This is a genomic window from Desulfopila sp. IMCC35008 (genome assembly GCF_010646885.2).
Taxonomy (GTDB): domain Bacteria; phylum Desulfobacterota; class Desulfobulbia; order Desulfobulbales; family Desulfocapsaceae; genus Desulfopila.
On record NZ_CP050700.1, the window covers coordinates 470001 to 486760 of the forward strand.

Annotated in this window: 13 protein-coding genes (1 of these 13 only partly in view); 4 read left to right on the forward strand and 9 right to left on the reverse strand. The window is 48.8% G+C overall.

Annotated elements, in window-relative coordinates; all coding sequences use genetic code 11:
• Together clpB and GA520_RS27010 are read right to left on the reverse strand one after the other, a co-directional pair.
• A protein-coding gene (gene clpB / locus GA520_RS02070) for an ATP-dependent chaperone ClpB (protein ID WP_163339929.1) crosses the window boundary here: on the reverse strand, positions 1-2288 show its 5' portion. It extends 316 nt beyond the left edge of the window; only the first 2288 of its 2604 coding nucleotides appear in the window; its start codon is at positions 2286-2288; its stop codon lies beyond the left edge, outside the window.
• Between the two features lie 246 nt (positions 2289-2534).
• A complete protein-coding gene (locus GA520_RS27010) occupies positions 2535-2873 on the reverse strand; it encodes an IscA/HesB family protein (RefSeq protein WP_370362737.1) in 339 nt (112 codons plus the stop codon).
• 364 nt (positions 2874-3237) lie between these two features.
• On the opposite strand from GA520_RS27010, the gene GA520_RS02085 reads away from it, so the two are divergent.
• Positions 3238-4347, forward strand: coding sequence for a 6-phosphofructokinase (locus GA520_RS02085; protein ID WP_163339932.1), 1110 nt, complete (start codon positions 3238-3240; stop codon positions 4345-4347).
• Positions 4348-4356: 9 nt separating this feature from the next.
• Positions 4357-5016 (forward strand): endonuclease III domain-containing protein, encoded by a 660-nt coding sequence (locus tag GA520_RS02090; protein ID WP_163339933.1) that lies wholly within the window; start codon positions 4357-4359, stop codon positions 5014-5016.
• Positions 5017-5040: 24 nt separating this feature from the next.
• Here GA520_RS02090 and GA520_RS02095 read toward each other — a convergent pair whose 3' ends face one another.
• From GA520_RS02095 to rnr, 5 genes are all read right to left on the reverse strand, one after another.
• The gene (locus tag GA520_RS02095; RefSeq protein WP_163340051.1) at positions 5041-5394 is read right to left on the reverse strand and encodes a flagellar basal body rod C-terminal domain-containing protein; all 354 of its coding nucleotides are present in this window, start codon (positions 5392-5394) and stop codon (positions 5041-5043) included.
• Positions 5395-5851: 457 nt separating this feature from the next.
• Complete coding sequence (locus GA520_RS02100) at positions 5852-9169, reverse strand: winged helix-turn-helix domain-containing protein (protein ID WP_163339934.1); 3318 nt, start codon at positions 9167-9169, stop codon at positions 5852-5854.
• 96 nt (positions 9170-9265) lie between these two features.
• Positions 9266-10003, reverse strand: a complete 738-nt coding sequence (locus tag GA520_RS02105) for an RNA methyltransferase (protein WP_240910239.1) — start codon at positions 10001-10003, stop codon at positions 9266-9268.
• A gap of 125 nt (positions 10004-10128) precedes the next feature.
• Positions 10129-10641: a hypothetical protein gene (locus tag GA520_RS02110; RefSeq protein WP_163339936.1), complete on the reverse strand. Its 513-nt coding sequence runs from the start codon at positions 10639-10641 to the stop codon at positions 10129-10131.
• Positions 10642-10816: 175 nt separating this feature from the next.
• Positions 10817-13024 (reverse strand): ribonuclease R, encoded by a 2208-nt coding sequence (gene rnr, locus GA520_RS02115; protein WP_163339937.1) that lies wholly within the window; start codon positions 13022-13024, stop codon positions 10817-10819.
• 170 nt (positions 13025-13194) lie between these two features.
• Between rnr and GA520_RS02120 the strand changes: the two genes are divergently transcribed.
• Positions 13195-15300 (forward strand): HD domain-containing protein, encoded by a 2106-nt coding sequence (locus GA520_RS02120; protein WP_163339938.1) that lies wholly within the window; start codon positions 13195-13197, stop codon positions 15298-15300.
• 64 nt (positions 15301-15364) lie between these two features.
• On the opposite strand, the gene GA520_RS02125 is transcribed toward GA520_RS02120, so the two are convergent.
• Positions 15365-15898: a hypothetical protein gene (locus GA520_RS02125; RefSeq protein WP_240910240.1), complete on the reverse strand. Its 534-nt coding sequence runs from the start codon at positions 15896-15898 to the stop codon at positions 15365-15367.
• Entirely contained in the window at positions 15882-16574 is a 693-nt protein-coding gene (gene aat, locus GA520_RS02130; RefSeq protein WP_163339939.1) for a leucyl/phenylalanyl-tRNA--protein transferase, read from the reverse strand. Before aat ends, GA520_RS02125 begins: the two co-directional genes overlap by 17 nt.
• A gap of 17 nt (positions 16575-16591) precedes the next feature.
• Here aat and GA520_RS02135 point away from each other — a divergent pair, with 17 nt between their 5' ends.
• A complete protein-coding gene (locus GA520_RS02135) occupies positions 16592-16717 on the forward strand; it encodes a hypothetical protein (RefSeq protein WP_255494428.1) in 126 nt (41 codons plus the stop codon).
• Positions 16718-16760: the final 43 nt, after the last annotated feature.

Here is a 16760-nt window from a genome sequence, read left to right on the forward strand (position 1 = left end):
ATCCTGTTGAGGAATTCCGGTTTAAATCTTTCATGGAGGATTTCATTAATACCTGATCTGATCTCAGTTGGGGATAATCCGTCCTCTGTCATTTTCATGATCAACTGGCTACCAAGGTTTGACGTCATGATCATGATAGTATTCTTGAAATCGACAGTTCGCCCCTTACCGTCTGTCATCCTCCCATCGTCAAGAACCTGCAGGAGTATGTTGAACACATCAGGATGCGCTTTCTCTATTTCATCGAGCAGGATGACGGAGTATGGTCGTCTCCGGACCGCCTCTGTTAAATAACCACCTTCATCATAACCGACATAGCCCGGAGGGGCCCCGATCAGTCGGGCAACGGAATGTTTTTCCATGAATTCACTCATGTCTATGCGAATCATTGCCTGCTCACTGTCGAAAAGAAAGTCTGCAAGTGATCTGGCAAGTTCAGTTTTCCCCACACCGGTAGGACCAAGAAATATAAATGATCCAATCGGTCTGTCGGGATCCTGCAGGCCGGCCCGGGCCCGGCGAACAGCATTGGATACTGAATGGATTGCCTCTTCCTGGCCTATTACCCGCTTTGAAAGCTCCTTTTCTGCCATTATCAGCTTTTCTTTCTCGCCTTCCAGTAGTTTATCCGTTGGGATACCAGTCCATTTAGCTACAACGGTGGCAACATCTTCAGCGCCGACTTCTTCTTTTAACATCATATGGTCGGACTGGATTTCTCGGAGTTTGTCGTTTGCTGCTTCAAGCTCCTTTTCCAGCTGCACAATCCTGCCATAACGTATCTCTGCCACCTTGCTCAGATCGCCTGTGCGTTCAGCAAGTTGCTCCTCAACCTGTGCTTCATCGATTGCTGTCTTGATATCACGAATTTGCTGAATGGTATCTCGCTCAAGAGACCATTGGCCTTTCATGCCGTGCAGTCGGTCTCCCAGGTCGGCAAGTTTTCGTCTGGTATCTTCCAGGCGGATTTGGGAGGCCTTGTCCTTTTCTTTTTTTAAGGCCTCCTGCTCTATTTCAAGCTTGATGCGCTGCCGCTCAAGCTCGTCTATCTCTACAGGCATAGAATCGATCTCGATACGCAGCTGCGAAGCCGCTTCATCTATAAGGTCGATCGCTTTGTCCGGAAGAAACCTGTCAGTGATGTAACGGTCTGAGAGGGTAACGGCAGCAACTGTTGCACCATCCTGGATACGCACGCCGTGATGAAGTTCGTATTTTTCCTTGATGCCCCTTAAAATTGCAATGGTATCTTCAGTGGTGGGCTCCTGCACGAGAACCGGTTGGAATCTTCGTTCGAGGGCGCTGTCTTTTTCAATATACTTCTTATATTCGTCAAGGGTTGTTGCGCCCACACAATGTAGTTCGCCCCTCGCCAGGGCGGGTTTGAGCATGTTTGACGCGTCCATTGACCCTTCCGCCGCACCCGCTCCAACGAGGGTGTGGATTTCGTCAATAAAAAGGACTATCTCCCCGCTGCGCTGTTCGACTTCTTTCAAAACTGCTTTCAGCCTGTCTTCAAACTCTCCTCTGTATTTCGCCCCTGCAACGAGTGCCCCCAGGTCAAGGGTAACTACCTGTTTGTCTCTTAGTGAGGTCGGGATGTCACCATTTACAATACGCTGGGCCAGCCCTTCGACAATTGCGGTCTTACCTACTCCTGGTTCGCCTATGAGGATCGGGTTATTTTTCGTTCGCCGGGAAAGCACCTGGATGATACGCCGAACCTCGTCATCCCGACCAATTACCGGGTCGAGTTTGCCTTGTTTGGCAAGATCAGTGAGGTTGCGACCATACTTTTCCAGGGCCTGGTATTTTTCTTCGGGGTACTGGTCTGTAACCCGGTGTTCCCCACGGATTGTTTGCAATGCTTCAAGAAAAGATTTTTCAGTGATGCCTCGAGCGGCAAGAGCACTGCTTATTTCACTGTCTTTTCCCTGAAGTGCAGCAAGGAAAAGATGTTCCTGGCTGACATAATCGTCCTGCATGGAGGAAGCGATTGAGAAGGCCTTATCAAGTATCTTTTGGAGGGCGGCGGAGGCATATACCTGTCCCGCGCCGCTGCCTGATACTTTCGGAAGCTGCTCGATTTTTTGGTTGCAGTCCATGAGTACTAAAGAGGGATCAATCTCCATCTTTTTCAAAACCGGTACAACCACGCCACCTGGCTGTTCGAGTATCGCCTTGATGAGATGGGCCGGCCTGATCTCCTGGTGTGAGCTGTCGCGGGCTATCTTCTGGGCTGACTGGATAGCCTCCTGCGATTTGAGGGTAAATTTATCAAATTGCATCTTTCTCTCCTGTTTACTGCGGGTGAACTATCATTACTCTCCAGAGAATATAGGAAGAGATTTACTGTCATTTCCTATGTGCGGATACGATAAGGATGGAGGATATGGGTGTCAAGAAATTGACACTAGTGGGCAGGAATGAAAAAAGGAGATACGGTTGTCCCGTATCTCCTTTTACGTACAGCTATGTTGTCCGGACACGTTTATCCGGACGAAGTGCAGAAAACGTCAGTTGCTGATGGATAATCAGCCGCAGCTACCTGAATCGCAGGAGCCTGCGCAGCCACCGCCACCGCCAATAGGATTGGTTGAGGTAATTCCAAAACCTGAACGTGGGCCAGCGTCGACGAAGTCAACCTTGATAGAACCACATGTGGTCAGCAGGCTTTCTTCAACCAGGAATTTAAGGTCGCTGTTTTCATACACTTTGTCATTATCTTTTGGCTCATCCAGAGCCAGTCCCAGGGATGGGCCAGCTCAGCCACCCTGCATTAAAGCAACACGGAGTGCAGAATCAATATTGTTCTGCTCCATATACTCTTTCAGCTTTTCTACAGCTAAGTCTGTCACATTAAAGTCAGACATAATGCCTCCTTGTAACTATGGTGGCTATCGCTACCAAAGTACTATTTTGGGGTTTGTCTTGGTACAAGAACCGTTTTCTGTTCCCCCACAAAATAAGGTGTACTGCAGATAAGTCAATCGCGAAATGGACATTGGTGGTAGCTGTGTGTAATATATTTAAGCAAATCCTTATGTATTTACAGGGTATTCACTGGTCATTTCTGGTGCTTTTTTTCTGTACCACGGTCGACCGGGGTGGTAGATTTCTGGTATATCGACTCTATGACTTACTTTTTCGTATTCCATAAAGAACATATACATTTCCTGGAATTAGGATTGATTGCAGGTTAACAGAGAGTTTAACTCTATCAGGAAAGGCGTTGAAATGAAAAAAATTGTGATATCGACAGGTGGGGGGGATGCTCCTGGCCTGAATGCTGTGATTTATGCTGTAGTACACTCCTGTTACAAAAGGGGCTGGGAGGTCTATGGCAGTCGAAGTGGGTATGGTGGATTTCTGGATATTGATGATATGAAACGGTTGACCTTAAAGGAGGTCGCTGGCATCTACTCCATGGGAGGGACGATTCTTGGCTCAACAAATAAAGGGAATCCTTTTTCCAAACCTGTGGAAAATCTGGCGGGTGAGATTCAAGTCGTTGATATGTCAGATAGGATACTCAGTAATTTCAACAGAATGGGGTTCGATTGCCATATCGCTATTGGTGGTGACGGCAGTCTGGAAATAGCCAACAGGTTTGCGGAAAAAGGGATGCCGGTAATAGGGGTTCCCAAGACAATCGATAATGATCTGCAGGAAACAGACCGGACATTCGGGTTTGATACGGCTGTATCGACAGCTACGGAGGCGCTGGATAAACTCCACTCCACGGCTAAATCCCACGACCGGGTGATGGTCGTAGAGGTGATGGGACGCGACTCGGGTTGGATTGCCCTTTATTCCGGGATTTCAGGTGGTGCGGACGTTATCCTCATTCCCGAAATACCTTTTGATATGGAGGAGGTTTGCGAAAAAATAGCCGATAACGACCTGCATGGAAAACAGTATTCCATTGTTGTCGTCGCTGAGGGAGCTGTGACGAAGGATGGACAGATATTCAATAAGGGTGGGGGGGAGCTCGGCCGTGAAGAAGTTGTCCTTGGCGGTGTTGGTGAGTATGTAGCAAGTGAGATCCGAAAACGTACAGAAAAGGATACCCGTTCGCTTGTTCTCGGCCACCTGCAGCGTGGAGGGTCACCTACCACCTTCGACAGGTTGCTGGCTCTTCGTTTTGGTGCTGCTGCTGTTCGTCTGGTCCAGGAAAATATTTTTGGCCAGATGGTCGCCTTGGCCAATTCGAAAATGGTTGCCGTGCCGTTGGCCGATGCCATCAAGGCTCGCAAAAAAGTGAATCTAGACAGCGACAAGGTGCTGACCGCCCAGGATATCGGGATCTGTCTGGGTGACTCAGAAGGCAAGTGGCGGGAGTTCTAATCAGGCTTCATGGCAAATACAGATGCTTTCACCTATGTTTACGAATTATTGCTGGATCATTTCGGGTATCAGGGCTGGTGGCCTGGTGAGACGCCTTTTGAGATAGCGGTTGGAGCAGTGCTTACCCAGAATACCAACTGGCAAAATGTGGCCAAGGCGATCGATAACCTCAAGGTTATGAATTGGCTTTCTTATGAGGCGTTGGCCGTCGCTCCCATGGAGGAACTGGCGGAGGCTATTCGGCCATCAGGGTATTATAATCTCAAGGCCCGCAGGTTGAAGAACCTCTTGGCTATGATAAGCCGGGAGTATGACGGTGAGCTCTCTTTTTTGCTCTCGGATAAAACAGAAAGCGCCCGTCATAACTTGCTCTCAGTAAAAGGGGTGGGGCCGGAAACTGCCGATGCAATTCTGCTGTACGCTGGGAACCATCCAGTCTTTGTCATCGATACGTATACGCACCGGGTCTTTTCACGTCATGGTTTATTTCCGGAAGAGTCTGATTATCACGAGATGCAGCAGGAGTTCATAGACCGGTTGCCGAATGACCATCAGTTGTTTAATGAATATCATGCACTGATAGTCATGGTGTCCAAAGAGTACTGCAAAAAAAAGAACCCCCTTTGCGAAGCATGCCCGCTAAAGGGGGTTAACAACTACCCGGCTTAAGGTGAGAGGAGGAGTTTGGGGACGTTACGCCTTAAGCTCGAGTAGGGTTCCTGTCATATCATCGGCAACTTGGAGAGTTTTCAGGTTGGCCTTGTACAGGGCTGAATTCAGGTTCATTTCCGGAAACTCCGTCGAGATTTCCACATTGGATAATTCTTTCTGTTCCGTGCCCTCCGGGCCTTCTTCAAATACCACGGCGCCAGGAGTGTTCACCTTCTCAACATTTGCCTTCACTCCCTGCGGTTCAGTTGATGCCAGGGTAACCCGTGTTCTTTTGAAGGATTCAGTGTTGGTGTTGGCTATGTTGTTGGCATTTGAGTGGACCCGGGTGGAGAATGCTTGCAAGGCCGACAGTGCTGAATGTTGTGCTGATATCATCAATTTCCCTTTGGAAATGGTTTTGATTTATGACAGTTTGTGTTGGACTTGCAAATATCGAACCAGTACGTGGCGTATTGTGGGGATTGAGCAGGTCGTGCGTCACGATGTTGCTCCTTGCCGCGTTTTTTCAGTTGTGAATTTTAACTGATCTGAAATGCCTGGGCCATTGCTATCCAGAATCTCTCATGCTCAATGGGCCGACTTGCCTTATTCCATATATTTCCTGGAATTAAGCGAAGTTGTGATGTCACCGGCTCATGCACAATGGTCTCCAAAGGTGTCTTGAAATGGGGGAGGCAGTCCGTTCCGTGCGTTCTGAGGTCGCCGTTTGAACCGAATATAAAGTCTTCTGCCAGCTACTGCTATAACTGTGCCTCGAGCACCGCCTGATCTGGTGAAAAAAGGGGGCTCTGGCGAGTTTTCACGTTGTGGTAATTCGAAAGGGTTCGTTCGATTACAGAATTGAAACTGACCCCAGGTTACGCACAATCTCCTGGGCAGTGTGTACGACATCGCGAAGGTAGTCCTCGACTTCTTCTTCTGAGTATTCGATTTTCAGGAGCGCTGTTTTATAGCGTTCAAGGGTCTCACTTGCTTTCAGGGGATTATTGTTCTTGAGGTGCAAGCCATAGAGCAGGGTTATGAGTTGTTCTTCCAGTGATGTCACTCCGAGGGCACGCTCAATCAGCTTTATCGCCTCATCTGTCCTGCCAGATGCCGCCACGTGTTTGGCCCATATTTTGGTGAATTCAATAAGGATGTTGACGAGTTGATCGTTGTAGGTGAGGACCTGCTCGTTTTTGAAGGTATCTTCTGGCAGAACGCCTTTCCAGTGGTAGAGTGCCTGGTGAAAAGCATTTCCAGCCTGCCACCAGTCGTCATTCTTTGCATGGACCATACCTTTGCGGGCGGCTTCAGAAAATTGCAGGGCATCCATCTGGTAATTGTCGAGGCAGAGGATTCCTTTCTGCATGAAAATATACTGTTTAACGGGCAACTCTGAATTCTTGGTAAGTTCCTTTCTCAGCCTGGTTAAGAGGGTGTCGAAACTTTTGCGGGCATTTTCCGGACTGTTATCCGGCCAGAGTTCGAGCTGGATTCTTTCCTGGCTGATACGCTGTCCTTTGGCGGTAATCAACAAACCAAGAAGTTCTCTTTGGGAAGGGGTAAGATCTTTGGCCCGGCAGACAACTGATTCACCAAGTTGCAGCTGAAATCTATCGAGCAGGGTGAAGTTGAGCAGGGGCAACAATGTTCCTTCATCATCTATATTATGTATAAGTCGTGCCCGACACAACGCCTGGGAGAAGCTCTTCTCAATATCGAACCGGATGGCTGTGGTAAGAAGCTGCATCATCATCTTTGGTTCCCATCCCCAAAAATGAGTGTACCCGTTATTTTTCATCAGGGAGAGACCTTTGTCCAGGTCATCGAGTGAATCTTCAGGGCCATCCGTTAAGAGGCGGTAGTAGGCACGGTTAAAGTAGCCGCACATGGAGAGAAAGGTGGATGGTATGGACTCAGCCACCCGAAGACCTTCATTAATGGCTTTTAGTGCTGATTCCGGCTCTCCGGCCCGGGTATAGACTCCCCCTGCCATAATATGGTGGAAGGCGATATAAAAAGGACCACCTGCCTTTTGCCGGTTTTCACCAGATTCTGCAATAAGCTCAAGTGAATGTTCAGTATCACCCTGGATGGCGGAACCAAAGGCCATCCACTGCAGGATCTGGCTATGCATATGACTGGTTGAGGCGGTTGAGGTAATGCCAAAACCCTTGTTGAGCAGTTCCATGCCAGTTTCTGTTTGCCCCATTGAGAGATAGCAGATGGCCCCCCATACATACATGTAAGGTGCTGCAACAGTCTGTTCGACTACCCTTTCATCAATGGACTCCTGCAATGCTTGCTGATGAATCTTGAAGTTAAGGAAATCTCCGGTCATGGAGAGGTACGCCAGATACATGATCCTGATGGTCAGTTTATTGGACATGCCGACCAGAGGATCGTTGAGCAGTTCATAGCAGGTTTCTGCTTCCCGAAGGTATCGTGCCTGGTTGCCGCTGAACAGTTCGATATATCCCTTGATGAAAGAGACAGAGGCGATGAAGTTTTTACTGTTCTGGCGGGTTGCGAGGATTGAGGCCAGGTTGATGGATGAGCGGGCGCGCTCCATATCGCTGGTGAAAAAGCAGTAACCTGAAGCGAGGTTCCTGGCGGCGATTATCTGTACATGGTCCGGTAAGGTCTCTTTATTCTTTTTCAGTAATTCAGCAGTTCTGGGCAGGAGTGTGGCACCGATATTATAGAGCCCGGAAATGACAAAATGGAAATAAATCATCTGAGACAGGCAGAGCAGCTCTCCGGTTTCATCACCATCGACAATGAAAATTTCCTTTGCCTTTTCATAGTAGGGCAGGGTCACCTGAGGAGTGAAGTCATTCCGCAAGAGGCCGGCGTACAGGGTAAGCCAGCTGTGTTGAAACAGAATATCTTCAGGCAGAGAGTCGAGCAGGGCCAGGATGGTAAGAGTACGGTTTTTAGCTATCAACTCCATACCCTGCTCACGGAGGAGTCGTTCCATGGTCAGGTAGTCGCCGCCATGTTTGTAACTGGCTAATGCTTTCTCCAGCATATTTTTAGCCAGATAGTACTCGGCTTCATCAGTGTAGATCTGGTTGATCTCCTCCTGATTCAGTGTCTGTTGAGCACGCAGTTGCAAAAATTCCTGGAAAAAATGATGGAACCTGAACACCGATTTAGAATCGTCAAGATGGTAGACAAAGAAATTCTCTCTCGCCATTTCTGAGAGGATCGTGTCAAAATTCTCAATGCCTGTAAGCTTCGTTGCGAGGTCAACCGGTATTTCACCTATAAAGGCAAGCTTTAGAAAAGCGTTGTGTAATGATTCAGGTATTTTGTCGAATATCTCGTCTTGGAAGTAATCAAGCATATGACCCTGGCTGTCAGGGGATTGCTGCAGCTCATCGAGATTTGATTGCTGCCAGAAACGGGCCCGGCCTGACATTGGGTGGCTGGCCAGGACAATACCCATGATCCAGCCATTGGTAACCCGGTAGATGTCCATTGCATCTTTGCGGGTGATAGAGGTGTTCAGTACCGAGTTGAACAGGTCCTCAATTTCGATATCTGAAAGGGCCAGGTCGCTGGTGTTGAGATAGCTGATGCGGTTGGCGTCGCGCAATGTCTTACATTTCATTTCCAGCGGATGTCGACTGGAGAGGACAAAATGAAGCCGGGGCGGTGAGGTGTCGAGCAGGTATTCAAGCAGATTTTTGGTGAGCATGGCACCTGATATCAGGTGCAGGTCATCGAAGACGATGTACAGGTCATGGTCAAGAAAGTTGTTGATATCACCCAGCAGGATGTTGGCACAGGTCTGGAGATCTAAAGGGCCTACCGAACCTTCACTCAGGATGGTCGCCAGTTGCGGTGAGCTGAACTCAGGGTATTTGAGGGTGAAATTGGCCAGCAGTGAAGAGAGGAGCATAACCGGATCTGAATCTTCCGGGCCAACCTGGTACCAGAGATAGCAGAAGCCGTTATGATCAAGGAATTGGGAAATCAGGGTCGTTTTGCCCTGTCCCGCCTGGGCTTCAACAATAATGGCTTTTTTGGCTGTTATCTGTTGAGGGAGCTTTTGGCTGAGGAGGTCTTCACGTAACAGGGATTGGGACGGGTCGATATGCGGCGGGTAAAACTTGTTCGATGGGATGGCGAACGGCAAGGTGCTGGTCATTTGGTCCATCATCGGTGGTAATCCCCCCTTGTACATGCAGGTCGTTCTGCACCGAAGGCCGAGCGTCCCTGCTCAAACCAGGGAAAACAAAGAATCCGTTCTCCCAAATTATCTATTATCCTGATGCCAGAGAAACTGCCGGCATATCCCCCTGATAATTTTCGCATCCTTGGGTGTGAGTCGTATGCGTCCCAGGAACTGGCGAATATTATTCATCCAGTATGTATGACTTTTTTCCTCGAGAAAATCAATACGTAATAGTGCATCCTCTACATGTTCATACATGCCTTCAAGCTCAAAGGAGGAGGCTACCGATGGGTTGGGTATAATTGCATTAGGTTGGTGAACGATCTGGTAATACAGCTCGTAACAGTGAATGGCCACAGCCTGCGCCAGGTTCAGAGAGGAAAATTCGGCAGTGGGGATTGCCGAGACATACTGACAATATTTTATCTCGTCATTCGTCAGTCCTGTATTTTCCGGACCGAACATGATCGCCAATTGGTTATTGTGGAGATCCGGTATTACAGTTTCGATGAGTTCGCGTGGGGTTTTTTCAAGAATCCTTTTCCTGCCTCTTCTGGCGGTTGTTGCGGCAATAATGGAAAATGGTGCCAGAGCGTCTTCAAGACTGTGGTGTAATTCCATCCGTTCCAGGATGTGAGCCGCCTTATGAGTGGCCATTTTTGCCATGGCTTCCTGATCTGGCATTTCGTCCCTGACAAGGATAAGTCTGGAAATGCCCATGTTGAAGGCAACCCGGGCTGCAGCCCCGACATTTTCGGCGTATTTCGGACGTACAAGAACGATAGCGGCGTGGCTAAGTAATGAATTTTCGTGGTGCATTGACATGAAACCGGTAGAGGGGAGCGTAGTAACCGTGGATGGGGGAAAAGAAAAAAGAGGGATCGGTTGAAGACCAATCCCTCTTATAACGGTAAATGCTGTATCAGAAATATTTTGGTTTTCAGTTAATTTGTTTTCTGTGTATCCATTGAAATTTTACTGATTTTTTCATATTCCTCAGCCTGCTTGTCAGCAGAGGTGGGCATAAGTCTCTTGAGCAACGGTACAACACCGCTCTCTGATTTCTCAAAAAGGCTCTCCGCCTCTTTTAAGGTAACCTGCCAGGCCGGAGCGAAACCAGGTGCCTTCTCGAACATAATGTCGATAGCTGTCTGGTAAATGTAGTACTGGCGAATCTCTTTACGACCAGGTTTCTGGTTGAGCGACTGGACAGTGATACGCAGGTTGTCACGTTCCTGCTGGAGACGTGTCATCTCATTCTTGCGGCGTTCATTTTCTGAAGAATCGATTTCAAGCTTAGTATGCAGGTGAGTTCTCAGTCTGTCTACTTCCTTGGCGAGTTCACGTCTGCGTAATAATCCACGCAGGTAAATGATCACACATACGATAAAACCGATTGCCAGTCCCCTGGCGAAGGGATTGCTGATAATTGTCATAAACCAATTGGTTTCTTCCATCTTTATACTTCCTCCTGAGCGACTGAGACGTAAGCCTCGTAGATTGATAGTGTGTTTGAATCTCTTTCTACTCTATAAAGTATTAATTCGAAATTGGCACGCAAGTCAAGCGGCAATCAACTGTGAAGCGAATTTAAGTGTCAGGGTTTTGGTGTAGTTTGGTTTGTAGATGCCGTTATTCCGTTGATGTGGGACTGAAAATGATCCGGTTTTTTTCTTTATCTATTGTTTCGGCCTTGACGGTTATGATATCTCCAATCTGGAAAGTACGACCACTGACCTCCCCGATCAGTCTGTGGTGTTTACCGTCAAAGAGATAGTAGTCATCTTCAAGGGACTCTATCGGGACGGAGCCGCTGATAAAAAGGTCAAGTAATTCGATAAAAAATGCAAAATCGGTGACACCCGAGATGATGGCAGGAAATGTTGTGCCGAGCCTTTTTTCCATATACAGCATTTTGAGCCGGTCGTTCATTTCCCTCTCACTCGTCACAGCTGCCCGCTCGCGTCCAGAGAGGAATTCCCCGCTGTCTTCGGCGGGTAGCGAGGATGTCTTGCGGGCGATACCTTTTTGTTTCTCCTCAAGTAATTGGCACAATTCCCGATGGACAATAAGATCAGGATAGCGGCGGATGGGTGAGGTGAAGTGGGTGTAATCCTCTGAGGCAAGAGCAAAATGTCCCTTGTTTTCTGTTGAATACCGAGCCTGCTGCATGGTTCTGAGCAGCAGGTTGTTAACGATGTACTCTTTGGGTGAGTCCTGGCACAAATCAAGCACTATTCCGAACCATTGAGGTTTGAGTTCCGGTTTGGGCAGGTCGAGATCGAGTGTTTTGGCAAAAGTGGCAAATTCCACTACCTTGGCTCGATCAGGCAGTTCATGGATACGATAGAGGCAGGTCCTCCGGTGCTGGGTGAAGGTTTCTGCCACCGCTTCGTTAGCGGCGAGCATGAATTCCTCGATAAGCTGGTGGGAAAAATCCCTTTTGGCCCTTTTGATGGAGTCGATTGTGCCGTCTTCTTTTAATGTGATCTCTGGTTCCGGCAGAGTGAAGCCAATGGAGCCACGCTCGATACGTTGTTCTCGTAATTGGCGGGCCAGTCGTTCAGCATCCTGTAACATTTCCAGAAAACGTTTGTTTTCTTTTGCTATCGAACCCTTGGTGTCGTCTAATATTGCCTGTACTTCGGTATAGGTAAAGCGCTTATGGCTTCTGATGACAGAGCGACAGTATCTCTTGGCCACCCTCTTTCCCTGGCTGTCAAAGTCGAGTATTGCCGTCACTGTCAACCGGTCTTCTTCGGGAACCAGGCTGCAGAGGTTATTTGAAATTTTTTCCGGTAGCATGGGGATGACCCGTCCCGGGAAATAGATGGACGTTCCTCGTTGGTATGCATCCCGATCCAGGGCGCTCCCTGGTTGGACAAAATGGGATACGTCAGCGATGGAGACATACAGCCGATATCCATTTCTGTTTTTTTCAACGGCAATTGCATCATCAAAATCCTTGGCGGTTTCACCATCGATGGTGACATGTAGGATCGAGCGAAGATCCTCTCTGTCTCCGCTTGTCTCAATTACCTCTGGAAGTGCTTTCGCCTCTGCTATTGTTTCGTCACTAAATAAATGGGGAAGTCGATGTTTTTCGATGACCAGTCGCATCTGGACATCGATATTATCAGGTGAACCGAGGATCTCGGTGATGGTGCCGGTGAGGTATCGGTCCGGTTTTTCCGGTTGGACAAATCGGGCAATAACGTAGATGTTATCCTTCAGATCAGGATGTTGTTTTTGCGAAACCCGGATGACAAATGGAAATCTGGGGTCTTCAGGGTATACCAACCCATGCTTTCCTTCTCTTTTGAAGAGTCCTGCAACGGTGTCCGGCCCCCTTTCGATTATTGATATTACAGAACCTTCGGGGCGATCTGAGGTGTGCGGGGTCAATAACCGGATTAGGAGCTTATCACCCTGCATGGCAGATCCCATTTTTCTGGCCGAGACATAAATATCATGTTCCGGCTTGGGAGCTTTGGTGCATTGCCTTTCAACGGGAATAAATCCGAATCCGCGAGGGTGGAGCTGCAGGGTGCCGGTGTAGAGTGGGGCATTATCAGCCAGGGTATATCGGCTTTTTCCTGCCTTGACAACGATTCGGTCATTAAGTAAGCCTGTAAGCACGGTATGTATATCGCTGTCAGGACGCCGCTTGCCTGAAATCTCTCTGGTAAGTTCCTGGATTGTTGCAGGTGAGCCGGAAGCATAAAGAAAGCGTATAATCGAATTCTCAATGGCCCTGGAACGTGCCCGTAATTGTGGTTGACTGCGTCGTTTGTCGTTTTTAACCCGGGAACGTGTCCTTGCTTGTCTTTTTTTGGCCATTTACTCTTTTTCTTTACCTCTCTTGGCAGAATTCTGTTAGATTAAAATATATTGTGTAATTTTTGTATTGTTTTCCCCAGTGTAGCATGCTCTGTCACACAGGGGAAGGATTAACGAGTCATCATACCTGTGATGTGTTTGGCTCGTGTTAGTTTTGCATCAGCGGAAGAATGCGACAAACCCCCTTCGATATAGACTCTTACCGGAAGCAGATGCAGGATCTGCTTGCCGATACCCCACTCCAGGAAGTTTTCTGGGACGCCCTTGATTTTGCCGTAGAGGCCCACCACAACCAGTGGCGCAAGTCGGGAGATGCCTACATCCTGCATCCCTGTTCCGTTGCCAAGATCATGATTGAAGAGATGGATATCTCTCACCCCGAGATACTTGCAGCCGCATTGCTTCACGATACTGTGGAGGATGTGGAAGAAGTTACGGGGGAGGTTGTGCAACAGCGTTTTGGCGCTTATGTGCAGGCTATTGTTGAAGGGTGCACCAAGGTGACTCATGTTTCCGGGGATAAGCAGCAAAACTCCCAAAGGACCCATCGTAAAATATTCTCCGGTGCTGCACTGAGACCTGAGGTTATGCTGGTGAAACTGGCGGACAGGCTTCACAATCTGCGTACCTTGCAGGCCTTGCCGAAACGAAAGCGTCAACGAATAGCCGATGAAACCATCGATATCTATGCTCCGTTGGCAACGGTGTTCGGTCTGTTTAGTTTAAAGCGCGAGATGTATAATCTCGCGCTTTTGTATAAGTACCCCAAGCAGGGTGCGAAACTCAATGGACAGATCCGCCAGATGGCAAATTCGCCACTTGGCCTGGAAATTGTCCAGGCACTCAGGCAGTCGGCAAAAGAGTATGAACTGCCTGCAACAATTACACTGCGCACCAAGGATCTCTGGGCCTACTACGATGCCCCGAACAGAATTCTCCTTAAACGTATTGAAACCCCTATGGAAGTTCTCATTGTGGTGGATGACCGTCACTCCTGCTACAGGGCGCTTGGAGTCGTCAATGAGACATTTCGACCGATTCCCAGAACGATACGGGACTTTATAGCCAATCCGAAACCGACTGGATACCAGGGGTTACATGCCAGGGCCATTATTCAGGGCCAGAAGTTCCTGTTCAAGATTCGCACCCAGGATATGGCCCGGAAGGCGCAACGCGGACTGTTCCGGAACTGGAGTTCGAGAAGTGGGACTCCCCAGAGGTTTGTCAAGGAGATTCAGGAGTTGTTCGATGTGCTGAGTACCAATGAGTCGTTTTCCTACCGGGAAGTTATCGCGGCCAGTGGGAAAAAGGAGGTGTACACCTACACCCCGCAGGGAGACCTTATCTGTCTGCCACATCGCTCCACAGTTCTTGATTTTGCTTTTCGTGTTCATACCGAGATCGGGCGGACCTGCCTGGGGGCTATGATTCGTAACAGTCGAGTCAGTGTTAATCATGTGCTCTCCGATGGAGCAATGGTGCGGATTATCAGGGCTCCCAAGCCGGTTCGTTTTGAACAGCATATGATCAACATCTGCCAGACCCCGCGGGCTCGGGCTGAGCTGGCCAAGGGGTTCCGGGTACGCAGGCGAAAAGTAACAGGCCGGGTTGGTGAGTCCCTGCTGAGACAGGAGATGCTGCGGTACGGGTTTCCCTTTACCATCTTCGAAGGCGAAAAGCTGGAGATGGTTCTCAAATTGTTCCGTCTGGAAAATATCGACGAATTGTATGGGCGGCTTGGTGAAGGGCGGTTAAGATTGTACGATGTGATGATGCGGTTGAAAACCGAAATGTTTGGAGGCGAGTCCCCTCTGTATACTCCGACCGGGGCCTTCAACAAGATTGAACTGACCACCCTGGATCCGGTTTGTGTCAAACTTTCTTCTTGCTGTAAACCGAATCCGACGGCCAAGGACAACTGCGCTCTGCTGACTGAAATGGGTCTCTCCGTACATCATAAAAAATGTGAGAGACTACAGTCTATTAAATTTCGCCGTGAAGATGCCGTGGATATCCTCTGGCGGATACGGGTGACCAAGGTCTACCTCAAGCAGGAGTTACATATCCTGAAGGCCTCGCGAGCGGAGGTGATGCGGGTATTGGGAGCAATTCCGGCCGATGTGGAGGTGACCGACCTGCAGATGCTGAGCAGTTATTCGACCCGGCAACCCGCCTGGCAGGTGAATTTCAAAGTGCCCAATCTTTATGTATTACAAAGGGCGTTACGCCACCTTGATCGTTCCCACCTGCTGTATGAATTTTCTCTGGAATGTTAATCCCTTTTTGTCTTTCAGTAAATTTTTGAGTACTGCGTTAACCTGGATTTCTTATCAGTCCATATCAAGGGGTCTCGTGCTCTTCCTTCTTGATTTCATCTGGTCTGCCACAGTATTTACTCAATACATCCACAAGCATTTCCGGAAGGTCATTTCGCTGGCGTGAACTCCGGTAGAGTTGGGTCAGGGTTTTCTCTAACGTGAGCTTTTCACCAAGGGATATATGACGCAGGATGAGAGAGATAAGCCTGGTAATAGTGGTCAGGTTGGAAATTCTCGATTGCAGGTGCTGATCCCTGTCAAATGCGGTTGAGGCAAATATCTCGACCGGGTCTCCTTCCAGTTCACTGACGGAGACATACCAGGTGTTGCGGTCGCGATCACAGGTTCGGTACCGGACAGCATCAAGAACTTCCGGCAATTCTTCCGGTCTTTCGTCGAGGCTCAGTAGCCTGCCGATGTTGTCTATCTGCCCAGGGCGATCCTCAAGGGCGCTGGCAATGGCCCGGCACTCAGAACAGAGTTCTGTCTCACCGTAAGGTTTTACCGCTTTCTTGCGGGAACAGCCTGGGCATGTCGTGTTAGTTGTCTTTGTCATATATCCACTTCCCTTCAGGTTCTGTTGATTGAATCCATTGAGCAATATTGTAAATAAAATCTTTTTTCAAGAGTTCACGGGCACCGAAATTGACAAGGTGCTGGGTTGTCATCTGGCAGTCGATCATTTTCATACCCTTGTCGAGGCATCTGTCGACGAGGGCCGCCAGCGCAATTTTTGAGGCGTCTGAGACTATAGTAAACATTGATTCTCCAAAGAAAACCCTGTCCATTTGTACACCGTATAATCCCCCCGCGAGACGATCACCCTGCCAGCACTCCACAGAATGGGCGTACCCGAGTTGATGTAGGGACAAATAAGCCTCCTTCATTTCCGGTAATATCCAGGTCTCTTCCCCATGCCTGATTCTTGATCCTGCACAAGCTGTGATTACCTTCTCAAACGCTGTGTCGAAACGGATGGTGAACGGTTGCTGCCGAATTTTTCTCGCCAGTCGACGGGGAGTGTGAAATTCTTCGGGAAATAACACCAGCCTTGGTGAAGTGAACCACCACAGTAAGGGGTCCCCTTTAGAGTACCAGGGGAAAATTCCCTGCCTGTAAGCGGCGATCAACCGCTCAGGGCGAAGGTCCCCACCGATGGCAAGGAGTCCGTTCTCCTCGGCGAGATCAGGATCGGGGAAAAATGGTTGACGGTTGAGCTGAAAAACTGGCATGACGGACCTTACCTGCCGTGGATGAAGATGTCAATATTACAGGTGGTGCTGAAAATGCGGGAAATCCATACATTGCGGGAGGATGGCACATCATGAAAAGCGGGTATGGAGTAGTTGTTGAAGCATCAGGCGGGCAGTGGTAGAATGGAAAAGTTTGTTGCCATTTTGGCAAGTTTGGGGAGATAG